The organism is Virgibacillus sp. NKC19-3, assembly GCF_019837165.1.
Lineage (GTDB): Bacteria > Bacillota > Bacilli > Bacillales > Amphibacillaceae > Virgibacillus_L > Virgibacillus_L saliphilus.
Map to the genome: position 1 here is coordinate 3045688 of NZ_JAGYHC010000001.1, position 24367 is coordinate 3070054.

Sequence of the window (24367 nt, forward strand, 5' to 3'; positions counted from 1 at the left end):
CTCCTTTTTGACCCTTATGGACCGTCATTCAAACATTATGTCTAGAGCCCGTTCCTCTCAGTCCATAACCTCAAAATTTTATAATTTCCTATGCAATGACCAAGGGGAAGAATTGACTTTCCCCTTTCATTAAATAAAATAGCCTTGATTATTGATGACTTCCATTGCTATTTTCCTTTTCTTTGCAAACACGTTGGCATAAGCGGGTACAGGTAATGCGTTGATTTCATCAAGTGATGCTTGCTTAGATTGATCATCTGAAGCCATTGAAGCAATGATCGATACTGCTGCTGCTTCTATTTTGCGGTAACCTTCTTCACATAAGACTTCCGTAATCAGTTGTTGCATGGAATAATTGTTGGTGGCTTTCACTTGACGTAAAAGCGCCGCTTTCATCACATATAATTCTTGAATAACGTTTGCTAATAGACGAAAACATTCCTGTTCTTTCTCAAGTGTTGCTCTATCTTTATGAGATAGCGTTTTCATAACAATCGATAATAGGTCTTCCGACAAACGGACAAAGGATGGACTCTCCTCTTGTTGATCATATTGTACCCTTTTCTCCATCATCGAAGGATCTTTTTCATATTGCTTTAAAAAAGACTTTGTAATCGTTAAACGATTAATTTCATTTGTCCCTTCAAAAATTCGGTTTATTCGCGCATCGCGATACAAACGTTCTACTTCATAATCTTGCATATAACCGTAGCCACCATGAATTTGTAATGCTTCATCTACAACCTGATCCAGCGTTTCTGATGCGTACACTTTGTTAATTGCGCAATCCATTGCATAACGGGAGAATTTCTTTACAACATCTTCTCCATCTTCAAAATTGGAGTCTATTTGGTCTAATAAACTAGCTGTATAGTAAGCAGCGCTTTCTGCACCATAAATTGCGAGAGTCATATTGGCAAGCTTCTCCTGAATCATTGTAAAGTTCGTAATGGATTGTTGAAATTGTTTACGTTCATTTCCATAATTAGCTGCCAACGCTAAGGATTGTTTTGCGGTACCAATATTCGCAAAAGCTAGTTTCAATCTAGCCAAATTCATAATATTAAGCGCAATACGATGTCCTTTTCCATCCTCCCCCATTACATTTTCTTTCGGAACGCGTACATCTTCTAGAATCAATGTCGCAGTAGAAGAGCCCTTAATTCCTAATTTATCCTCTTCTGGTCCAACCGAAACACCTAACATCTCTCGTTCAACGATAAATGCAGTCATACCTGCTTCTGTTTTCGCAAACACAACATAAACATCTGCAACATGCGCATTCGTAATCCATTGTTTTTCACCATTTAAAACCCATTCACCAGATTCTGTATCCAGTACAGCTGTTGTATTGGCGGCTAAAGCATCTGAACCAGAACCGGGCTCTGTTAAAGCATAAGCGGCGATCCATTCCCCTGAAGCAAGCTTACCAACATAAGTTGCTTTCTGTTCTTTTGTACCAAAATATACATATGGTAATGTGCCAGCACCCGTATGAATATTAAAAGCAACACTAAACGATCCACCAAATCCCATTTTTTCGGCAATTAAACCGGCTGTCTTTTTGCCCATTGCCAAACCACCATAGTCTTCCGGAACATCCGCACCAAGCAGCCCTAGTTCACCAGCCTGGGAAAATAAATGTTTCGTAGCCTGATAATCATGAGCTTCTAAATTTTTAATTTGCGGTACCACTTGATTTTCAACAAACTTTTCGATTGTTTTTGCAATAAGTGTTTCCTCTTCACTCCGTTCCATAAAACCAGATGAAGTCTTTAATGAATCATCATTGGGAAAAATAGATATACCATTAGAAAGTGACTGTACGTTATCCATTACCTTCCTCCTCACCTATTCATTTTCTTTAGCTGTCGTTGTTGCTATTCGTTTGTTTCTTTATTTTCTATAATTCCTATTATAAAGCTGAAACGCGAATTTAAAAAATATATAATATCTATAACTAGGTATAGGTTTCATCAATATCATAGATAATTTTAACTAACACCGAAAGTTGCCAGTATAATAACTGGAATTAATGATATTAATGGAATGAGAATCCCAACGATAGCAATATCGCTATAGGATTCCTTATGAGTCATACCAGTTACAATTAATATCGTTAAAATGGCTCCGTTATGAGGTAATGCATCTAATCCGCCGGACGAAATAGAAGCAATACGATGGAAAGCTTCAGGATCTATTCCTCTAGACATAGCAATCTCATAATATTCCTTACCTAATGCTTCCATCGTAATTCCTAACCCTCCAGAGGCAGAACCCGTTGAACCAGCTAAAACATTAGTAGAAACGGTCAATGAAACAAAAGGATTCGTATCAACTCCCATAATGATATCTGTTAATCGTTGAAAACCTGGGACTGCCTGTACAACCGTTCCGAAGCCAACGGCAGCACTAGTATTAATCATTGCCATAACGGAGTCCCCTGCCCCTTTATTTAAAGATGGAATAAGTTCTTTATAATTTTTCATGGAAACAACCATGATTATTAGGATTCCCGTTAAAAGGGCTATAACAATATCCCATTTAAATACATTAAGTGTAACAACAACTGCAGTAAGTGGCAGTATAGACAAAATAAAATTTGGTGGATGATCCACGGTTTTTTGTTCTTTATCCTTCTCGGTATCTATAAAATACTCTCCATTCGCTTGCAATCTCTTCTGTCTCCATTTCAAATAAATAATGGATCCACCTGCCATGAAAATCGTTGCAACAAAACCCAAAATGGGAGCAGCTGCTGCCGTCGTTTGGAAGTATTCGACCGGAATTAAATTTTGAATTTGCGGCGTTCCGGGAAGTGCTGTCATTGCGAATGTCATCATACCTGCTATGATCACCGCCGGCATGAGTCTCCTAGGTATATTAGCTTCCTTAAACATGCTAACACCTATAGGATAGACGGCAAAAACAACTACAAATACACTGACTCCGCCATAAGCCAAAACAGCTGCAGCTAACACTATTCCGATGATAGCCTGGTTCTTTCCTAATAGCTTTGTAAACCATCTGGCAACCGAATGCGCCATACCGGAAAATTCCATTAATTTCCCGAAAATTGCACCTAACATAAATACTGGAAACCACTCTTTTGTAAAGTCCACAAACCCCTGCATATATGTATCTGTGTAAGCATCCAGTAGATCCAGACCACCGAATAATGCAACCACACCTGCACATATGGGTGCAATCCAGATGATTGACCAGCCAAAGTATGCAAGGACCATTAAAAGCACTAGCCCTATAAAAATCCCTACCACCCGAATCCCCCCTCTTATAAAATTTGTACCATAAGCTCTATCATTGCTTTAAATTAATTACCATATTTGTAAACAATTACCATAAAAAAGAAACCTTTTGAAAGGAATCTACTCATTATGGATGTCTGTTTGAGATTGGAGGGAAGACAAAGAGCCACCAGAGCATTTTCCTCAAACCTTGTAAGCAGAACTTATATGCTTATGTAACAGGGTTTAAAGTCTATTTTATAAGTGAGAAAACAGGGCCAAATTCGGCCCTGTTTGTTGAATCAATCACTGCTGGGAAAATTAAAGTTCGTCGTGCTGGTCATATCTCCATCATCAAACCATCTTTCCGATACGGTTTTCACTTTAGTGAAAAACCTTGCTGTATCTGGTCCAAACATCTGACCTTCTCCAAACCTTGATCCTTTCCAACCTCCAAAATTGTGATACGCAACTGGAATCGGGATAGGTACATTAACGCCTACCATTCCTACTTCTATTTCCTGCGTGAACTTTCTCGCTGCCACGCCACTATTCGTGAATATGGAAACACCATTACCATATTCATGTTCGTTAATCGCATCTATAGCCTCCTCGAGACTTTCTACAGCGACTATCTCACGGGAAGGACCAAACACTTCCTTCTTATATACATCCATATCCGGCGTAACGTCTCCCAGTAAAGTTGCACCTAGATAAAATCCATCCTCATTTTCCACGTTAGGCTTTCTGCCATCAACGATTACTTGAGCTCCTTCGTCTACAGCTTCATCTATCGCCTTTAAGACATTTTGTTTTGCCTCATTACTAATGACGGCACCAAAGTCAGCATTATTATCGTCAAATGCTCCTGGCTTCAAATCCTTCACTTTTGCCTTTAACTTTTCTGTAAATGCTTTAGCCGTCTGTTCCCCAACCGGCATAGCAACCGAAATAGCCATACACCTTTGAGATGCGGAGCCATATGCAGCACCTATAAAAGCGTCTACTGCCTTATCCAGATTAACATCCGGCATGATAACCATATGGTTCTTTCCACCGCCAAATGCTTGCACCCTTTTATGATGTTTGGTGCCTGTTTCATAGATTGCCTCAGCCACTTTGGTTGAACCTACGAAACTAATTGCTTGCACATCTTTGTGTGTAATAATGGCATCTACTGTGTCTTTATCCCCATTCACAACATTCCATACTCCATCCGGTAATCCAGCCTCTTTCCACAATTCAGACATTCGTATAGCTGATTGGGGTACTTTCTCAGATGGTTTTAAAATCATAGCATTTCCAACTGCTACAGCCATGGTACTCATTGCGAGGGGCACCATTACTGGAAAATTAAATGGAGATATGCATGTAACTACACCTAAAGGCTGCTTTATCGAATATGCATTAATATCTCCTCCGACATTGGTTGAATGCTCTCCTTTTACTATTTGCGCTACACCCATAGCTAAATCTACCGATTCTATTCCTCTACTTATTTCACCTTTTGCATCTGAAATGGTTTTTCCATTTTCTTTACCGATTAATCGAGCCAATTCTTCGGTATGCTGTGTAAGCAATTCACTAAACCGTTGAACCACTTTAGCCCTTTTTCCTAAAGAAGTGCTTGCCCATTCCTTTTGAGCTTGTTTAGCAGATTTAACTGTTTCATCCACTTCTTCAGCTGAAGCATATGGTACAGTAGCGATTTGCTGCCCGGTCGAAGGGCTGTATACATAACCATATTTGTTGTTTTTTCCTTTTACTTTTTCTCCATTTATAAAATGAGTAACTTCATCCTTTGTTATCGTTTTCATTTTTATTCCAAACCCTCCTGCGTAAATTTACTATCATTTAAATTCACGTAATTAATCCCTTTTTGCTGCTATGAGCAGCTTTTGCCTCTTCCTCTTTTAACATTAAGTATGTGGAAGACATGTCTTTATCTAAATATCCTTCGATACTGGAGTCTAAATAGTTAATAAGGGTTTCACCTATAGGTAATTTCACATTTTCTTCATTTAGTGCATGTTGTGCAAGTTTCAAATCTTTGAGTAAGAGAGCGGTTGTAAAAGCACCTTTGATGTATTCATCTTTGGAAATGAAATCATTGTAATTACGCGTAAATGCTGTACTTTGACCACTACTGACTTTTACAATATCATAAACGAGATCACGATCCACACCTTTGATGTCTGCCATATGCAGTCCCTCTGCTACTGCTTGTGTGTTAATCCCTAAAATTAGATTGTTAATTAATTTTACAACCGTTCCAAGATCATGGTCTTCACCAACATGAAATACATTCTTCCCGATTGCTTTCAAATAGGGAAGTGCTATCGTATATATATCCTTATCGCCGCCTACCATGATAGTTAGTGTGGCATTTTCTGCTCCAGATACACTTCCACTGACAGGAGCTGCCAAATATTGAACATTTTGTTCCACAGCGGATTCTGCGATTTTTCTGTTTAATTCTGGAGAAACCGTGCTCACATCGATTAACGTTAACGGCGCTTTACTATTGGCAATAAGCCCATTTTCGCCCAAATAAACACTTTCTACGATTTGTTCTGTAGGCAAACTAGTGAATACAAAATCCACTTCATCTGATATTGTTGATGGTGTGTACCCTATATGTCCACCTATTTCAGCGAACTGTTTCTCCGCATTATCATTTACGTCTGATCCATATACGCCATAGCCATTTTCCATTAAGTTTCTCGCCATGGGAAACCCCATGTTGCCTAATCCAATAAAGCCTACTTTTCTCGCTTTCATATAACTACCTCCTTCAACGTTAAATTGAAATCGCTATCATAATTTAACTTTAATAATAATATAGTCATTTGTAAAATAAGAATATTTTATAATTAGACATAGCCTAATTCTATGTCTAAGTGAGTAGCATAAGCTTTAAATAGTGTCCATTTCAATGATATGTGCTTTTACGGTCTAGATACGCGATCAAATGATAAAATTGTACACCGGCATGTCTTTTCAGTTGAAATAACCCCATTGAAAAAACTGTTGATTATTAATTGTAAAAGGAATATTAACTTTTAATGAGATAACTTCACGTGATATCATTTATAAATTAATGGCTCAAATGAATTATTCCGATATATTTCTTTCCCTTGGAAAAATGTCATAAGCACTTTGACCTTGTTAATTTCCTTCACTGGAATTTCAAAAAGATTTTTATCGAGAATGATGAGGTCTGCCATTTTCCCTATCTCAATAGAACCAGTAATACTTTCTATAAAGTTCGCATAAGCACCATTAATGGTAAAACTGGAGATCATATCTTCGAGATTTACACGTTCCTCTCGCCACAAGATGTCTGCGGGGTCGTTTGGGTCTAATTTATCCCTTGAAATACCAGCCTGAATACCAATAAGAGGATTGCAGGGGTGTACATCATGTAAAATCGGATAATCACTCGCGGAAGCCATAACTACACCGGCATCAATAAAACTTTTCATTGGAAACTCTCGTTCAGCCCTTTCCTGACCAAGGTTAGCCAGACTAATAGAATAATAGGGAAATTTAATAAACCAATAGGGTTGAGGAATCCCAATCACCCCAAGTTCATAAAATCGTTTGATGTCTTTAGAATCTACTAATTGCAGGTGAGTAATTTGATGTCTAGCATCCCTATTCCCGTTTGTGTTTATCATATGAGCAAAAGAATTTAGAGTATTACTGAGCGCAGCGTCCCCAATTGCATGGACATGAATTTGGAATCCTTCTTTATCAAGAGCTGAACAAATCTTATCCATCTCCTCAGGTGACCAAATCAGTTCCCCATAGAAATCTGGCATATTTTCATACGGCTCCTTTAAATAAGCAGTGTTTGCTTCAACAACACCATCCATAAAAATCTTAGCAGAATTGACCATAAACAATGCGCCGTTATTATTATTCTTTTCCTTTACAAGTTCTGCTACCTGTTCCACTCCCCTATCGGGTTCAGTAAGCAAAGAACCAAGGATACGCATGTTAAGCAGCCCACTTTCCTCCGCTTTCCTGATTGCTTCAAGATCATTCCCCCCTGAATGAAGCATTGGGTCATGAGCAGTCGTAATACCAAATGCATTGGCCATTGATTGATAGTATTGGATTCCAGCAGTGTATTCCTCAATCGTGTATGATGGTAACTGACTTTCTATTAAATCAAAAGCTCCAAACTCCCGAAGAATACCATTAGGCTCTCCTGCAGCGTCCCGTTCAATTACAGCTCCTGTGGGATTAGGAGTGTCCATCGTAATTTCTGCAATTTCAAGAGCCTTGGAATTTACCCACGCTGAATGTTGAGTTTCAGAATATAAGATAACAGGGACATCGGAGATAACGTTATCTAAAATTTTCTTAATTGGAATTGAACTGGAAAAAATCGTGTCATCCCATCCCCGGCCTCGAATTACTTGTGCCTTTGCATTTTCTTTTCTAAACTCTCGAAGGGCCTGCAGACACTCTTCAAGGGACGTAATTCCAGTAAGATTAAGAGAAAATAAATTTGTTACAGAACCAAGCGTGACGTGAGTGTGGCTATCAACAAAGCCAGGCAACACCATTTTTCCCTCAAGGTCGATAATCGTGGTATTGACATCGGCCAATTCTTTGGTCCCCTCATCGTCTCCCACGTATACGAGTTTGCCGCTTTTATCAATTACCAGCGCCTCGGCCCAACTTCCCGTACCATCTACTGTATAGATAGCCCCATTTTTCAAAATAAGATCAGTAGTTTGTTGGCTATGTATTCTTTCTAAATCATAACTCTTACTGAACATGTTTATCTACCTCCATTATACTTTAAATTTGTGAAGGAATTCTTTCCTAGTAATCAATATTGAGGTGTTTTTATAAATACCAATTTTGTCTCTTATATGAGGACTACAACAATTGCGTCATGAATCAGCTTGAAAACATTATTCCGGTGTCATTCTCACAATTGTAAATAGCGATTGGCCGATGATCACGAAAATTTGGGTTACCGATTTCTCCGAGATCACTTTTATATTAGGTGCCGTTTACGGAAATCAAGGGTCAGGTCACGCGATCCAGCTTACGTGATGCGCTCGTATCTTTTGATGCTTTTTACGAAGCCATCACTGACGAAATGGGGGGAAGAATGTCAACATGTGACACCCTAGCCAGGCCCTGGTATACGCATCGAAAAGATAAACTTACATTTTTAAAAGACCCAAATATCCATCCAACTGATGACGAACATAGTAGAACAAGATGTTTTTTTGTTCCATATTCAGTGGGCAATGCCATTTCTGGAACTTTTGCGAGCACCATACCCTTTTTTAACTTGCAATATTAATATTTTATTTTTAAAATAATTTTGTTAATTTCTACCCTTTTCCCTTATGAAGAGGTTTTAATAGTATCATTAGAATTGGCCTTTGTTTCATCATCTCTGTCTTTTTTCAAATATAAGTTAAATGGTTTGAACAAACTTATTAGATAATATACAGTTGAGCTTACAATTAAGGCCAGCCCAGTAGCAGTAGTGTACAGAAAAATTCCACTATTTATTTCAAAAGTAATGGGGTTGTAAACAAAAAAGTAGCTTGCCATACCTGCGGCGAGTGCAATGAATGCAGGAATATTAAAACCACCAGTATATTGATAAGCGTTTGATCCTCCTACTTTGAAAATTGATCTTAACGAAAACTGTTGTTTTCTTATTAAAAAGAAATCAACCAATACAAGAGCTGTCATAGGTCCAGCAGTGGCGCCTATTACTGACAAGAACACATTGTAGTAATCCAAAATCCCTCCCCAAAAGATCAACAAAAGACACCAGAAAGACCAGAAAATTGCAACCTTCTTATAGCTCCACTCGGGTTTCACAATTTTTGTACTAACTGAAAGACTATATACACCTACAGCCTGAGTCGTGATATTCGCAACCCCAATGAGAACCAAAGATAGCGTTCCCATTAGAGGACCTCCTAGCTCAATAAGCCACTCCGTCGGATCACTACTCACTCTTCCAGTCGCTGCGACCATCGCCAATGCAGTTAAAATCCCGATACAAATAAAAATCGCCATAGTGATTGAGAATCCCCCTATATGTCCCCAGTAACTCGTTCTTTCCTTTTTCACCAACCGAGAGAGAACACCAAGTACAGCAAACCATGCAAAAATATAACTTATATTCCATTCCATGACCATCATATAGTTAATGAAATGACTGCCAAATATACCAGCATCTAAAGGTTCAATGGACGCTAACTCTGCAAGTGAATAACTACTTAATACTAAAAATACTATAATTATTCCGATAGCAAACAAACAAGGGACCATTATGCTCGTTGCTCTCTTTACGGCAATTGGTCCTTTTAATGCAATCCATAACCCCAAAAGTATACAAGTTGCATCGATCCATGGTTTCCAAAAACTTGATACACTAACATTAGCAGAATCCAAAAGCAAAACTATAGAATTTCCATACAATGTGGCGTTAATTGCGGAATATCCAAAACTGGCTGCTATAGATATGCTAGCAACAATGATTAAGCCCAAGTAGCCATAAAGAGCTTTCTGGTAAAGCCATAAATCAATCCCATATCTAGTAGGAATTAAAACAACTAGATAAATTATTAACCCAACCAGCAACATCGAAAAAATTGTAGAAGTTATTGCCTCCTTCAAACCTAGAAGAGTAGCAATAGTACCGCCTTGTACATATGTCCATGTAGCAATAGCATAGGCACCAGTAACAATAAAAATGTCCCAAAACCCATATATTCTCTCTTTATGAAGAACTGGTAAAATACCATAATATACTTCGTTATTTACTTGATCCAGCTTCGATTGATTACTCATATTGAAGTATCATTCCTTTCGCTGTGCTTAAGGCACAAATTGATAAAAATACCCTCCAACCTTTATTATTAGTATTGTGCATTCGGAGTCAAACAGAAAAATTAAATCTCCTCCCTATGCTCTGTGGTGTATATATTGAAACAAGTAGTTTTAAAATTAGTCCAGTCCTATAAACATGGATTTTTCTTTGACTTGTCAAAAATCGAGAGCTTGTTAAATAACAAATTATACTTTATCTCAAAGAACTAAACGAAAGTCTTGTTCCCCAATATGGCTTAAATGTATACTGCTTATTAGGAGAATTTTTAATATTCATCTATAGATCTACTATCACCTTTTTAAATTAAAATAATCCCCATACCAATCCTAGACCACTGATCACAGCGACAATAAACATCGCAATGACATCGTTCTTGTTCAATAACGGCCCATAATCATATGATGGATCCTCAAGTATCTTCACCCTATCTTCGATTTCCTTTTGCAATTCGTCTTTCAGAAAATCTTTCTGTGCCACTGTTCCACCTCCCTTCTTTAAACCCTATTACGGGGTTCTGGTAGGAAGTAGCGATAATAAGAATCACTTATTACAATTTCACAAAGACCTGGATAGCTGACCGTCAATTCGTTTAAACTCGTTCAATGTTTGGGTTCAATACATATCGCTTTGTGCGCAAGAGTTAGGGGGGCATTCAAGTTTGCTCAATCAAAATTTACTATTAGCAACTAAGATTGCATCAGATATATTTTATATACTCCTTGCAAGTTCATTCCAGATTATCCTTGCTAATTATTTTTCTCCTGAAATAGCGTTTTGCTTCGTTTCCGATTCTAGGTGTCTATCTTTTCTTAAATAGTGATTGATTGGTTTGATGAGACTTAATAGATAATAACATGCCCCACTAACAAACATTCCGAAGCCTGTGCCGGTTGTAAAGAGGAAAATGTCACTTCTTGGCACACCTTCAAACGGTTCATAAACAAATAAGTAACCAGCTATTCCAACAAAAAATGACACGACTGCTGGGATATTAATTCCTTTTGAATACATGTAACCCTTACTTCCATTAACTTGATATAAATCCTTCATCGAAATTCTACTTTTACGGATAAGGAAGAAGTCCACTAAGATTAGCGCTACTATCGGTCCTGCCGTTGCCCCAATTAAAGCCAGAAAAACATGATAGTAATCCCAAATGCCACCCCAAAAAATTAGTAAAATAATCCATCCAGCCCAGAAGAGTGTAACATATTTAAACTTTAATTCAGGTTTTAACACTTTTGTACTTATCGCTATTCCGTAGAGAGAAACCGCCACGGTTGAAATATTGGCAAATGCTATAAAAACAAGCGACATGATGCCCAAGACCGGCCCCCCTAATTCAAGCAACCAATCAGTTGGATCAACACTTTCCACACCTGTTGCACCAAGCATGGCCAAAGCTGTCAGAACACCGATACATACAAAAGAAGCCATAATGAATGTAAATCCACTGAAATGTCCCCAATAACTTTTGGACTCAGATTTGGTAAGTCGGGAAACAACTCCTATGGAAGCAAACCATCCAAAAATAAAGGCAATATTCCATTCGGTGACAATCATATATTTTTCCCAAGCCCCACCATATTCATCAGCGTACAGTGGTTTGATTTGCATTAGCTCGGAAAATGAAAAATTTGAAAATACGGTTATCAAAATGATGATTCCGATCAAAAACAACATCGGCACCATTATTCTAGTTACATTTCGAACGGCAATCGGGCCTTTGATGGCAATCCAAGTTCCAAGCAAGGCACAAGCCGTTGCAAGCCATGGTGTCCAAGCGTCCGACAGTTCCAAACCATAAGTCCCCATGACTTTTATCATTGAACTTGCAAATACCTCTGTATTAATAACATCGTAACCGAGTTGACTTGCTAACATAATAACTGCAAAGACAATCAGTCCAAGATATCCGAATACAGCTTTTTGATAAATCCATATATCTATTCCGTATCTCGTTGTGATAATAACACACAAGCCGATTACCACACCCGCTAACGCCATGCCAAAAAAGTACTGGTTAATGCCTGTTTTAATCCTATTAAGGTTGCAATCTGACCACCTTGTACATATGCCCATGTAGCAATGGCCCAGGCACCCGTTACCAACAACACATCCCAAAAACCATAAATTCTATCCTTGCGAAGAAGTGGTACTATTCCATAATATGTTTCGTTTTCAATATCATCCAAATTGCTTACTTTCCTTTTGTTTGATGTTTTCTTCATTCCTTGTATAACCATTCCTTTCATTCCACCATATCAAAGAATATAGTCGGATTGAGCTATTTTTTTATAATTACAGTCTTATAGGCACGCACAGGTATATAGACTCTCGAAGAAAACTACTATCTTCAAATACCTGATATTGCCCGATCATATCCCTCCCCATATTAATCCCAAAACACTGATAACTGCGATGACGATAATTAAGCATACCTCCAGTTTATTCATCGATGGACCAAAATCATATGAGTCATCATCTAACATTTTGACCTTTCCTTCGATTTCCTTATAAACCTTCTTTTCTCTATCAGATTTTTGCGACAAATGATACAGCTCCTTTCCATGATTTTATTCACGTTAAACATGTGAATATGGTATCCATGTGTTGAATCGAAAAGACTGGTTGCCCATTCACCATCGATCCGTTATCTAACGAAGCAAGGGGCTGATCATTAGCATCAAACGGCGCTTCTGTTTATGCTTATGAACAATCCCCTCCAGATACACAACTTGCCAATGTACGGAAAAATAACGATATAATCAAAACTACTGTTTACAAGTTTTTTTCGATATCCGTTAACGACTGATCCATCATTTCAATCATTGTTTGAACTTCTTCTTTCGTTGTAATTAGTGGTGGGGCAACAGCAAGAATATTCATGCCTGTTTCATAATCAAACGGGCGAATAATCAAGCCCTTTTCACTGCAAGAAGTCACCATATCGCCTGCTGCATTAACATCTTTTCCAAAAGGGATACCCGCTTCAGGATTTTCCATTAGATCAAATGCCCCCAAAAATCCTACAGTTCGTGCATTGGTAACATGATAGTGGTTGTCCTGGATGTAATCTAATCCTCGTTGCAACTGTCTACCAACCTCTGCTACATGATGTATCAAATTTTCTCTTTCAATAATTTCCAATGTTTTCAATCCGACCGCACAAGCTGTGGGATGGCCCGTATACGTGAAACCATGAGCTAAATTTTCATCAAATTGATTGATGGATTCTTTGATTGTTTCGCTCAGCAATACACCGCCTAGCGGGAAGTAACCACTGGTAATTCCTTTTGCGAAGGTGATCATATCAGGTACAACCTTCCAATGATCAATTCCAAAATTTTTACCCGTTCGACCGAATCCGCATATTACTTCATCAGAGATCATAAGGATATTATATTCATCACATAAGTCTCTTACGGCCTGTAGATATCCTTCCGGTGGAATGTGAACACCACCAGCACCCTGAATAGGCTCCAAAATAACAGCTGCAATATTTTCACTGCCTTTTGTTTCAATAATATGCCGAATGCTTTTTTCAAAGTTGGGGGCTTTTTGATCGCCTTTTTCCGCGGCCAATAAATGAGCCTCGGCATTGACAATATTGGGATCGCCGGAACCGGAGAATTCCCGGTACTCTTTAATGCCGGTTGCTCGCTGCGTTGAGATGGTTACCCCATGATAACCGCGGCGTAATGAAATGATAATATTTTTGGACTCGTACCCTTTTAATTGCCAATAAAATCGTCCAAGTTTAAATGCTGTTTCATTAGCTTCCGAACCACCTGAAGTGTAAAATACCCCATTCAAATCACCAGGAGCATAGTCCACAATTTTTTCCGCAAGAAGAATGGCAGGTTCGTTACTATTTGAATAAAATTGCGATCCATAAGCAAATTCCTTCATTTGTTCATAGGCCGCCGAGGCCAATTCTTCATTCCCATGCCCCAGGTTGACATTCCATAATTGAGAAATGCCATCAATATACGTATTGCCTTGCATATCTGTAAATCGTATGCCTTCCCCTTTGGAAAAAATCATGCTTGGACCTTCATCTGCGTTTTCTTTAGGTACAGACTGTGGATGAATCATGATATTTTGGTTAATTTCCTTTAGTTGCTGCAAACTGTATTTTCCTTTGTTTTTCATTTTTCATCACCTCGTATTAGTTTAAATTCCCCTCAAATCAATTTTTAGTGTCCGCGCTAACATCTAAATAGTTCAAATGATTTCACACTCCATAACAGTCATTAAATAGCTAAACAGGTTATTGGAAACTTTCCACCATCATGAGACATAATGACTGAAAGACATTGCGTTCATAACGCGCAATATTTCATTTTTCGACCTTTGTGTTTTCATTTAACGTCCATGGAAAATTATATAAATGTTTTATAAACAAGTAAATTCTGATTTTTTTAGGTTTAAAACCTGGGAAAACATACATATCAATTCATTGTCTATCCAAACCACTGAATCGGTTTCGGATCCATATTAACATTGATTTGCTTTGTCTCCTGGTATTCGTCCAGTCCGTACGTTCCTAGGCTTCTTCCGATACCACTCTGCTTGTATCCTCCCCATGGAGCTTGAACATTCGTCAAGTGGTAGGTATTCACCCAGGTAATTCCGGCACGTACTTTTTTGATAATACGCATCGCTTTGTCTTGATCGCTTGAGAATACAGCACCTGCCAAACCATAAACTGTATCATTTGCGATCTTGATTGCTTCTGTTTCATCTTTAAACGTTTGAATGGTTACAACAGGGCCAAATATCTCTTCCTTAACAATTCTCATATCACTTGTCACATCAACAAAAACAGTTGGTTCAATAAAAAACCCCTTTTCCATACCATCTCGTTCAATCCGTTTTCCACCGCAAGCAATACGTGCACCCTCTTCTTTTCCTATTCGAATATATTCCACTATACGTTCCATCTGCTTTTCGCTAACAATCGCCCCCATCTCGGAGTCTTTGTTATTTCCTGGACCAACCTTGATTCTCTTTGCTCTTTCTACAAATTTTGCCACGAATTCATCATGGATACCTTCTTGCACCAAAATCCGGCTACCAGATGAACAGACTTGTCCCGATCCCATAAAAATCCCAAACAAGGCATGGTCAACAGCTGTACGCAAATCAGCATCATCAAATATAATATTCGGTGATTTTCCACCCAGTTCCAAAGAAACCTTTTTCAGGTTTCCTGTAGCTGCCTGCATAATACCCCGGCCAACCTCTGTACTTCCCGTAAAGGAAACAATGTCTACATCATCACTTTCGGCAATAGTCTGACCGACGACTGAGCCTGATCCCATCAATAGATGTGCAACGCCTTTTGGCAAATCAGTTTCATCTATCAGTTCAAATACTTTCACCGCTGTCATCGGAGTAATACCCGCTGGTTTTAATATAATGGAATTACCTGCAGCCAAAGCAGGTGCAACTTTCCACATACTCATCAATAAAGGGAAATTCCATGGGACAATTAATCCTGCAACTCCTATTGGCTCTTTGATAATCATCGTCTGCAAATCATCGTCACCCTCATACGTCTGTCCATTTGGATTGTTGAGAAGATCTGCATAATACTGAAAAGTGTTGATGGCATCTGTAACATCCGACGCTGCTTCCCTTTTTGTTTTCCCATTGTTTTCCACTTCAAGTGTAACCAATACTTCCTGATTTGCCCTCATTTTATCAGCGATTTGCAGTAAAATCCTGCTTCTTTCCTGAGGATCAGACTCAGACCAAACGCCACTTTCAAACGTTTTTTTAGCAGTACGAATTGTTTTTTCCGTCTCATCCTTTGTTGCTTTCGGGGCTTTGGCAATGACTTCCTGGTTAGCAGGATTCAGAATCTCTTGCCTTTGCGGGTTTATGGAATCCACCCATTCCCCGTTTATATATAATTTCAAGTGTTGTGTCATCATTCATAGCCTCCCTGTTTCTTCATATCACTTCAGTACAATATACTGGCAAAATCACATAATAAAACGTTCCCCCTTATGTATTCTACATTGTTAAGAACAAGTGTTCGATAAATGTTTTAACTCACATAGATGGTGACGATAAATAAGCTTGTATACTAACTATAGCGTTCTAGAAAGAATACTGCCCCTTTATTGAACCATTTTCATGATATTTTCCGTGGTATGTGCTGAAATCTAATAAACTAAACATGGACCATTCCACTCTCAACCAATCTATCCCCCTTTCGTTGCACCTTGTCGTCCAAAAGAGTAGGCCAAAAGTAAAACGTCTTTGCCGCTTGAGAGAAGCTCATTTTTTGTATTATACCATACAAAAGACCAGCCAAATGGTGTATCAAATTTGTATTATATATCATGAAAAAATTAATTTCTTATTATTTTCAGTCACCAATTTTTACTTTGAGTTCTCTTTGTGCCTCCCGTAGATAGAACGGACGAACAGTTTCCCCTGAAAACTCCCCAGACATGCATATGACAAAAAGTGATAAAATTTTTACAAGTTTGATATACTTAGTATAATATTATAGCAAAGAAAGTAGTATAAAGTAAAGAGATTGTATTATTTTGAATTTTTGTTTCTTGGAATTAATTCTCTTTTTCATCAAAAAACGAGTGGATTTCTCAAATACTATTCGGAGAAACCGGGTGCTCCAAACGTAGTTATTACATATTATTAGAAAAGCATAAATCCACAACATATAGCCATTACACAGGGTTTGACCGAAATGTGCCAGTCCAGGTAAAACTTTATACGTCAACCCTGAAATAATAACTGCTATTTGACAAAGTAAATATGCAGTGATATATTCCTTCTATCGTTAAAAAACCTAAAATTTTTTCTATTCCCTCAAATTTTAAATGGAAAATAAACAGAAGCAATCTCTTATTTTTCTCTTTTTTTCTAAAGACATAAATATAGTATTTCGGAAAACACCTTGGCATGAAAATGAATGATGCATAGAGGGTGAACTTTTTACTTGCTATTTAATCGTGCGGAATACTTCATTTATGCTAGGTAAATGGATAAGGTGGTCATTTTGCGACATAAAACACCCTGTTTTGGTTTACTTTATTCTTAACCTGAGAACAGGGTGTTTTAAATATTTTTTATGCAGCAAGGTTTTATTTTGGTTTTATAAAAATTCTAGAATGGTAAACAACAAATTATCTTATAGCTAATTTTATTTATTAGATCATGTCCTCCGTATATCGTTCCGCAGAGATCATTTTTTAATAACTTATTTGGAAAAAATCCCAATATGAAACAAACTATATACCATTCATAAAGAAAAGAGGAGAAGAAAATGACTGACAAGAAGGATAATAGAACACATAAGATGTCTTCAGACGATAAAAAACAAGCGTATGAGCCAAGTCGTCGTAAGTTTGTCAAGAATACAGGACTTGTTATTGGAGGATTAGCAGGAGGTTCCCTATTGGGCGGATTGGTGGTTGACATGAACAATACAGAACCATCCAATACCACAGCTAATATTGCTGAAGATAGCTATCGAGAGGCGCGAATGTTTTTCACTCGTCAGGAAGACTTTAATGTATTAGAAGCAGCTACAGAGCGTATATATCCGGAAAATAAAAATGGCCCGGGTGCAATAGGACTTAGAGTTCCTTATTTTATTGACGGTCAGCTTGCAGGGGATTTTGGTTCAAATAGAAAGGATTACATGATAGGACCATTTAAAGAAAATAAATATGACCATCTTTATCAGACGAGAATGAACCGAGGCGAGGTTTTCATTGAAGGTTTACGCAAAATGAATGTCATAAGTAAAGATAAATATGACGTTGATTTCCATGACGCCGATGGCAAGCAACAAGATACCATTCTTCAATCTTTCGATAATGATGAAATAGAGTTGGAAGGGGTTTCATCCAAGACCTTCTTTAATTTATTAAGAAAAATGACGATAGAAGGCGCCTATTCTGATCCATTATATGGCGGAAACAAGGACATGCAAGGATGGAAAATGCGTGAATATCCAGGGCCACGTGCAGCATATAGTGACCTTATCGAATCGGAGGAATTTGTAGAACTGGATCCTATTAGTTTAAAAGACTATCAATCGTAAGGTTTCTCAGCTAATAAAAATTGAAAGGATGTACATATATTGTCAAAAAAACTTGATAAGGTAGATGTTGTTGTTGTTGGAACTGGTTTTGCTGGAGGAATTCCTTCTGCCGAACTAGCTAAAGCTGGCTACAAAGTGGTCGGTCTTGAAAGGGGAAAAGAGCAAAATCATTCCGATTTTATCGGATCTAAAGATGAATTACGCTATGCTTCCAGAAAAGGTATGATGCAGGATAATTCCATAGAAACACTTACATCTAGAAGCGAGATTGGAGAAGAGGCCTTTCCGATAAGAACTCAGGATGAAGTGATGGTCGGAACTGACGTAGGGGGAAACAGTGTACACTGGTCAGGTGTTTCCAAGCGGTTCTTTGGTATTGATTTTGAAATACGTTCCAAAATAATAGAACGCTATGGGGAAGATAAGATTCCAGAAGATATGTTTTTGCAGGATTGGGGTATTACTTATGATGAAATGGAAAAGTACTATGACAAGTTTGAGAAAACGGTTGGAACATCTGGAGAACCTGATCCACTTGGGGAGGTTCGGTCATCATCTTATCCCACCGCTCCAACTGTAGAAACACCAGGCATTCGTTTATTTAAAGAAAGTGCAGAAACGTTGGGATATCACCCGTATCAACTCCCTTCCGGTAATATTACAGAACACTATGAAAACCCGGATGGGCAAACCATTAACGCTTGTATGTATTGTTCTTTCTGTGAATTTTATGGTTGTGATTTTGGTGCCAAATCTGACCCTGTGGCCACAGTGATACCAACAGCACTGGAAACCGATAACTATGAACTACGTACAAATGCTCATGCTCGTCGTATCATTTATGATGGAAAAAAAGCTAAAGGTGTATTATATGTTGATTTGAAAACAGGTATAGAGTATGAGCAACCAGCAGAAGTTGTTGTTCTTGCCGGTTATGTGTTTACCAACAACCGCTTATTAATGCTCTCTGAAATTGGTGAACAATATGATCCCGAAACAAAAACAGGTGTCATAGGCAAAAACTCTAACGGAACCAATACCGCCGGGGGTGTACGAGGTTTTTTTGATGAACAAAAATTTAACCTGGCCATGGGCGCGGGTGCATTAGGAGCAGGGTTTAGTGACTTGACCAGTGAATATATTGACAACACAGACCTTGATTTTATCGGAGGTGGAGATGTAGAATTCAGGCAGAAAGGCAGTGGCCCCATTGCAACAAACTACGTACCTAAAGGAACTCCGAGTTGGGGCGAAGAATTTAAAGAACAATCATTATTTTATGCAAACCGTAATTTAAGTATTTCCTTTAGTCACCCCTCCTATGGTTGGTCTTTTAATTATATGGATCTTGATCCTAATTATACCGATGCTTTTCATGACCCACTTTTGCGGGTGACTCATCAAATAACGGAGCAGGATAAAAACGTGGCCAAATACGGGATAGAAAAATGTGCTGAGATTATGGAAGAAATGGGCGCAGACATTATTGATAAAGATGAAGTCCCAGAAAAATTTAACCATAATTATGGACCAGCCACCGCTGGAGGCGTAGTTATGGGGGATGATCCCGAGACTTCTGCAATCAATAACTTTTCGCAAATGTGGGATGCGGAAAACCTGTTTGTTATTGGTGCATCTGCCCTGCCGCACAGACCACCTCAAGCAACTGTAACGGTTGGAGCGATGGCATATCGCGCAGCAGAAGGTATTGAAAAATACTTGAAAGATGATGGTGGTTTGCTCGTTCAAGCCAAAAACAATAAGGAAGTGGCCCATGTCAATGACAAGTAGAAAATAAAAATAATGGTGACTCCAATCATTTAGATAAATAGTTAATCTATAAAATCGATATGCGATACAAACGAATGAAAAGTTAAGTTTAAAGAAAACAAAGCGAGACACATAAACAAAACCGAACATGCCATGATATACTCAATCTATAACCTACCACAGTTAAGGAGAGTATATCAGACATGTTCTACACCCCTTACCAAAACAGAACTTCTATTCATAGCGAAATATCAGTCTCTCTATCAATCTAAACCACACCTTATTGCGCCATCCTTTGTAACTATAAATCTATTCGAAACCATCCACACAGTAACTATATTTAAAGTCAGTCATGCCAAAAATAGAACTGAAGTATTTCACTCCATTGATTTTTTCAAATGGACGCATATCCTAGTTAGATCGCGCATTTGTATGTTAAAACTACGTGGATGCGCTGCCACTCACATTTTCCAGATAGTTAGACTAATCAGCATCTGTTGCTGTTTCCCTGTTTATTAATAATTTCATCTGTGCTGCGACAACAACTTCTTCTGTTTGCTTCTTAACTTCAAGTTGGACTGTGACAATACCTTGGGAGGAATTTGTGACTTGTACATCAATTACATTCAACGCTAAATGTATTGTATCCCCTATATACGTTGGCCTGATAAACCTCACCTTATCCATACCATAAAAAGCCACAACGATTTCCGGTTCAAAATGTAGCAGCCCAGTCGCCACTGATAATACGAGCATTCCATGGGCAATACGCTGATTATATTGGGTTTTTTTAGCATATTCTTCATCTGTGTGAAGCGGAAACCAATCTCCACTAAATGCTGAGAACATAACCAAGTCAGATTCAGTAATGGTTCTTCCTCTCGTGGTCCATTGTTCATTAATCTTATATTCTTCAAGGTATTTATCAAACATTCTAACGACTCCCTTTCAGATTTTTTCTACCCATTCTGCAATTCATTCTACCTTGATATCCCTCAACTGGTAACAGCTCTCCTGAAATCCGACATGCGAATCCTATTTATTAAATTAAGCTAAATACGTGTAAAGAGAGAACATGCACTATTCCATGTAGTAATTTACTTCGAAGAAACACTATTATCACCAAATTGCTTACGCAAAACATACTTCTGGATCTTTCCCGACGCTGTACGTGGTAATTCATCCACAAATATGACTCTCTTTGGTTTTTTATAACTAGCAAGATATTCTTTACAATGATCTATTATCTCTTCCTCTGTTGTATTGACTGTCTCTTTTGTAACAATAACGGCACATACTGCTTCAATGAACTTTGGATCTGGTATACCTATAATGGAAGCCTCTTTTACAGAACTATGCCTATAAAGAACATCTTCTATCTCAGCAGCATAAATATTTTCACCACCGCTTCGAATCATATCTTTCTTCCTTCCAGCTATGGAAATATAACCATCTTCATCAATCATTCCTAGATCCCCTGTTTTGCACCAACCATCGGTAAATGTTTCGTTTGTAGCATCCAGCTTTTTCCAATATCCTGCTGATACACCTGGACTTTTAATAGCAATTTCTCCTACTTTACCAATAGGTAAGTGGTTCTCATCATTGTCAATAATGGTAACTTCCGTTAAGGGCATTGGTTTACCAACTGTATGACCTTTCGATAAAGAATCATTAGAATCCAATGAGGTTGCTATTGGTTGGCCTTCCGTAAGGCCATAAACTTGAACAACGCCAAGATGAGGATGGTGTTTATTTAATTGTTCAAAAGCCCACGGCATTAGGGAATCCCCACCAGTATAAATCGTTCTTAAATTCTTCAATTCGTATTGATTGAAATTGGATAATTGGAGCATTTCATAAATCATGAATGGAAACATAAAACAATCTGTTACCTTTTCTTCCTCGATTACAGATAAAACTCTAGATATTTCAAAACCTTTACTCTGCGTTATTACTAAAGTTCCACCAACCATTAAAATGGGAAGTGCTATATCTTCCAGAGCTCCGACATGGTATAACGGACCCGTAGTCATACCAATTTCATTACCAGTGAATCCCCATTTCATTGCTTGAATTGATGAGAACCATAGAGTAGTGTCATGCGTCCATATCGCGCCTTTGGGTCTTCCGGTTGTTCCGGAAGTATACATTAACATGACCGGGTCTGTCAGATTTATATACTGGTCATGTATTTCCCGAACAGAACCATCATTTAGAACCTGCCACTTCTGTGACCAGTTTGGAATACGTTGCGTATGATAAGAAAGACAGAAATATTCCTGAACAGAAATTTGATCATGGATCGCTTCTATTTTCTCTTTAAAGTCTGAATCAAAACATAATACTTTTGTTTCTGAGTCATTTAACGCATATTCCAATTCATTACTGGAAAGCCTAAAATTCAGCCTTACCGCGATGGCACCGATTTTTGCAACAGCAAAATACAAACCTATATATTCTTTGGAATTATATAATAAAATACCGACTCTATCGCCTTTTCTTACCCCCCATTCATAAAGTTTATTAGCATATGCATTTGATCTTTCGTGAAGTTCCTGGTATGACCATGATCCTCCGCTTTCCACTTTAATTGCTGTTTTTTTAGAATCTCTTGGATCCCTTGTCATATTTCTTGTGATATATCCTATATCCATTTGAGCCCTCCTCTGTTTTGTAAACGGATACAAAAATAGTTTTTAATGTTACGAAACCTATACCTACTTTATGACAATATCACTTGCAGTACCTGTAATAAACACTACTTTATTTTCTATCAATTTCCCACCTCCCATTTTATTAAAACCAATTAATTGAAGGTTCGAACAAAAGGAACCAGAGAATAAACTTCTGATTCCTTTTCTCTTAAAAAATATTTAAACCTTACACCCAACGTGTAGTAATAACTTTTTTCCGTGTGTAGAAATGAAGTCCATCTTTTCCGTTAGCATGAAGATCCCCATAGAAGGAATCCTTCCAACCAGAAAACGGGAAAAATGCCATTGGCGCCGGCACGCCAATATTCACTCCGAGCATCCCCGCATCAATTGTTTCACGGAACTGACGGACACTGCCTCCATCATTCGTAAATATACATGCGCCATTAGCAAAGCGGGATTTATTTGTTAATTTAACAGCGGAATCAAGATCCTTCACCCGGACAATAGATAGAATAGGCGCGAACATTTCATCCTGCCAAATCTTCATCTCTGTCGTCACATGGTCAAAAATAGTAGGTCCAACGAAATAACCTTCACGTTGAGCATCTTTATCGTTACGTCCATCACGAACCAGTTTAGCTCCTTCATTTTCTCCCGTTTCAATATAATTTAATGTACGTTCTTTATGATTATCACGAATAACCGGACCTAGGAAGATGCCTTCATCAAGACCGTTACCAATTTTTATATTATTTGCTTTTTGTGTAAGCTCCTCAATGAACTCGTCCGCAACTGATTCTTCAACAGCAACAACAGAAGCTGCCATGCAGCGTTCTCCAGCTGAGCCAAATGCAGCATTAAGAATTTGAGTTGTTGCATTATCTATATTTGCATCAGGTAATACAATAGAATGGTTCTTCGCTCCTGATAATGCCTGCACGCGTTTCAGGTTATCTGTTCCTCGTTTATATACATACTCAGCAACAGGTTGAGAACCAACAAAAGAAATCGCTGCTACATCCTCATGATCAAGCAGACCATTCACTACATCATGTGCACCATGCACAATATTAAATACACCGTTTGGTAATCCTGCTTCTTCCAGTAATTCAGCTAAACGATTAGCAAGTAATGGCGTACGTTCCGATGGCTTTAGGACAAACGTATTACCAGTTGCGATAGCCATTGGGAACATCCATGCCGGCACCATCATTGGGAAGTTGAAAGGTGTAATTCCGCCGACAACACCAATCGGATAATGATAAACACCGGATTCAAGACCAGAAGCGATCGATGGCAATTGTTCTCCCATCATTAAAGACGGTGCACCTGCAGCGAATTCAACATTCTCAATCCCACGTTGCACTTCGCCTTGTGCTTCTTTAAAACTTTTTCCGTTCTCAATGGTTACAATTTCAGCCAGTTCGTCCCAATGATCGACGAGTAACTGTTGATACGTAAATAATATACGTGCACGTTTAGGAACAGGGACTTCCTTCCAAGTTTGAAAGGCCTCCGATGCAACTTTTATAGCTTGGTCTACATCATCCAGTGAAGAGATCGGTACATGTGCAATAACTTCGCCCGTGGCCGGGTTATATACTTCTTCTGTTTTATTCGATTTTGCTTCAACCCATTCTCCACCTATATAGTTTTGAAGTGCTTTTACTTTTGTGTGACTCATAGATAAAACCTCCTAATTATAATAAAATACTAATTT

Annotated in this window: 17 protein-coding genes; 2 read left to right on the plus strand and 15 right to left on the minus strand. The window is 38.2% G+C overall.

Annotation, left to right across the window (positions count from 1 at the left end; all coding sequences use genetic code 11):
• Positions 1–129: 129 nt before the first annotated feature.
• From KFZ56_RS14750 to KFZ56_RS14805, 12 genes are all read right to left on the minus strand, one after another.
• Positions 130–1836 carry an acyl-CoA dehydrogenase FadE gene (locus KFZ56_RS14750; RefSeq protein WP_222642698.1) on the minus strand — a complete coding sequence of 569 codons (1707 nt, stop codon included), beginning with the start codon at positions 1834–1836 and terminating at the stop codon, positions 130–132.
• A gap of 158 nt (positions 1837–1994) precedes the next feature.
• Positions 1995–3278 (minus strand): GntP family permease, encoded by a 1284-nt coding sequence (locus KFZ56_RS14755; RefSeq protein WP_222642700.1) that lies wholly within the window; start codon positions 3276–3278, stop codon positions 1995–1997.
• A gap of 269 nt (positions 3279–3547) precedes the next feature.
• Complete coding sequence (locus KFZ56_RS14760) at positions 3548–5062, minus strand: CoA-acylating methylmalonate-semialdehyde dehydrogenase (protein ID WP_222642703.1); 1515 nt, start codon at positions 5060–5062, stop codon at positions 3548–3550.
• A gap of 43 nt (positions 5063–5105) precedes the next feature.
• Positions 5106–6026, minus strand: a complete 921-nt coding sequence (locus tag KFZ56_RS14765) for an NAD(P)-dependent oxidoreductase (protein ID WP_222642705.1) — start codon at positions 6024–6026, stop codon at positions 5106–5108.
• Between the two features lie 305 nt (positions 6027–6331).
• Complete coding sequence (locus KFZ56_RS14770; protein ID WP_222642707.1) at positions 6332–8038, minus strand: amidohydrolase; 1707 nt, start codon at positions 8036–8038, stop codon at positions 6332–6334.
• Between the two features lie 583 nt (positions 8039–8621).
• A complete protein-coding gene (locus tag KFZ56_RS14775) occupies positions 8622–10088 on the minus strand; it encodes a purine-cytosine permease family protein (protein WP_222642709.1) in 1467 nt (488 codons plus the stop codon).
• Positions 10089–10431: 343 nt separating this feature from the next.
• Entirely contained in the window at positions 10432–10605 is a 174-nt protein-coding gene (locus KFZ56_RS14780) for a hypothetical protein (protein ID WP_222642711.1), read from the minus strand.
• A gap of 273 nt (positions 10606–10878) precedes the next feature.
• Complete coding sequence (locus KFZ56_RS14785) at positions 10879–12120, minus strand: cytosine permease (protein ID WP_222642713.1); 1242 nt, start codon at positions 12118–12120, stop codon at positions 10879–10881.
• A 5-nt stretch (positions 12121–12125) separates the two neighbouring features.
• The gene (locus KFZ56_RS14790; RefSeq protein ID WP_222642715.1) at positions 12126–12374 is read right to left on the minus strand and encodes a hypothetical protein; all 249 of its coding nucleotides are present in this window, start codon (positions 12372–12374) and stop codon (positions 12126–12128) included.
• A 132-nt stretch (positions 12375–12506) separates the two neighbouring features.
• Positions 12507–12680, minus strand: coding sequence for a hypothetical protein (locus tag KFZ56_RS14795; RefSeq protein ID WP_222642717.1), 174 nt, complete (start codon positions 12678–12680; stop codon positions 12507–12509).
• A gap of 229 nt (positions 12681–12909) precedes the next feature.
• Positions 12910–14283 (minus strand): aminotransferase family protein, encoded by a 1374-nt coding sequence (locus KFZ56_RS14800; protein ID WP_222642719.1) that lies wholly within the window; start codon positions 14281–14283, stop codon positions 12910–12912.
• A gap of 311 nt (positions 14284–14594) precedes the next feature.
• Entirely contained in the window at positions 14595–16067 is a 1473-nt protein-coding gene (locus KFZ56_RS14805) for an aldehyde dehydrogenase family protein (protein WP_222644009.1), read from the minus strand.
• 1367 nt (positions 16068–17434) lie between these two features.
• Here KFZ56_RS14805 and KFZ56_RS14810 point away from each other — a divergent pair.
• Together KFZ56_RS14810 and KFZ56_RS14815 are read left to right on the plus strand one after the other, a co-directional pair.
• Positions 17435–18217: a gluconate 2-dehydrogenase subunit 3 family protein gene (locus KFZ56_RS14810; protein WP_255585159.1), complete on the plus strand. Its 783-nt coding sequence runs from the start codon at positions 17435–17437 to the stop codon at positions 18215–18217.
• 39 nt (positions 18218–18256) lie between these two features.
• On the plus strand, positions 18257–20008 hold the full coding sequence (locus KFZ56_RS14815; protein WP_222642722.1) for a GMC family oxidoreductase N-terminal domain-containing protein: 1752 nt from the start codon (positions 18257–18259) through the stop codon (positions 20006–20008).
• A 462-nt stretch (positions 20009–20470) separates the two neighbouring features.
• On the opposite strand, the gene KFZ56_RS14820 is transcribed toward KFZ56_RS14815, so the two are convergent.
• The 3 genes from KFZ56_RS14820 to KFZ56_RS14830 form a co-directional block, all read right to left on the minus strand.
• Complete coding sequence (locus KFZ56_RS14820) at positions 20471–20920, minus strand: MaoC/PaaZ C-terminal domain-containing protein (protein ID WP_222642724.1); 450 nt, start codon at positions 20918–20920, stop codon at positions 20471–20473.
• Positions 20921–21084: 164 nt separating this feature from the next.
• Entirely contained in the window at positions 21085–22644 is a 1560-nt protein-coding gene (locus KFZ56_RS14825; RefSeq protein WP_222642726.1) for an AMP-binding protein, read from the minus strand.
• Between the two features lie 226 nt (positions 22645–22870).
• Positions 22871–24331, minus strand: coding sequence for a CoA-acylating methylmalonate-semialdehyde dehydrogenase (locus tag KFZ56_RS14830; RefSeq protein WP_222642728.1), 1461 nt, complete (start codon positions 24329–24331; stop codon positions 22871–22873).
• Positions 24332–24367: the final 36 nt, after the last annotated feature.

What these genes read in the sequence shown, in the direction of transcription:
- KFZ56_RS14750 (WP_222642698.1), bottom strand. Translation starts at nt 1,836, where the DNA reads ATGGATAACGTACAGTCACTTTCTAATGGTATATCTATTTTTCCCAAT.
- KFZ56_RS14760 (WP_222642703.1), bottom strand. Translation starts at nt 5,062, where the DNA reads ATGAAAACGATAACAAAGGATGAAGTTACTCATTTTATAAATGGAGAA.
- KFZ56_RS14765 (WP_222642705.1), bottom strand. Translation starts at nt 6,026, where the DNA reads ATGAAAGCGAGAAAAGTAGGCTTTATTGGATTAGGCAACATGGGGTTT.
- KFZ56_RS14770 (WP_222642707.1), bottom strand. Translation starts at nt 8,038, where the DNA reads ATGTTCAGTAAGAGTTATGATTTAGAAAGAATACATAGCCAACAAACT.
- KFZ56_RS14775 (WP_222642709.1), bottom strand. Translation starts at nt 10,088, where the DNA reads ATGAGTAATCAATCGAAGCTGGATCAAGTAAATAACGAAGTATATTAT.
- KFZ56_RS14790 (WP_222642715.1), bottom strand. Translation starts at nt 12,374, where the DNA reads ATGGTTATACAAGGAATGAAGAAAACATCAAACAAAAGGAAAGTAAGC.
- KFZ56_RS14800 (WP_222642719.1), bottom strand. Translation starts at nt 14,283, where the DNA reads ATGAAAAACAAAGGAAAATACAGTTTGCAGCAACTAAAGGAAATTAAC.
- KFZ56_RS14805 (WP_222644009.1), bottom strand. Translation starts at nt 16,067, where the DNA reads ATGACACAACACTTGAAATTATATATAAACGGGGAATGGGTGGATTCC.
- KFZ56_RS14810 (WP_255585159.1), top strand. Translation starts at nt 17,435, where the DNA reads ATGACTGACAAGAAGGATAATAGAACACATAAGATGTCTTCAGACGAT.
- KFZ56_RS14820 (WP_222642724.1), bottom strand. Translation starts at nt 20,920, where the DNA reads ATGTTTGATAAATACCTTGAAGAATATAAGATTAATGAACAATGGACC.
- KFZ56_RS14825 (WP_222642726.1), bottom strand. Translation starts at nt 22,644, where the DNA reads ATGGATATAGGATATATCACAAGAAATATGACAAGGGATCCAAGAGAT.
- KFZ56_RS14830 (WP_222642728.1), bottom strand. Translation starts at nt 24,331, where the DNA reads ATGAGTCACACAAAAGTAAAAGCACTTCAAAACTATATAGGTGGAGAA.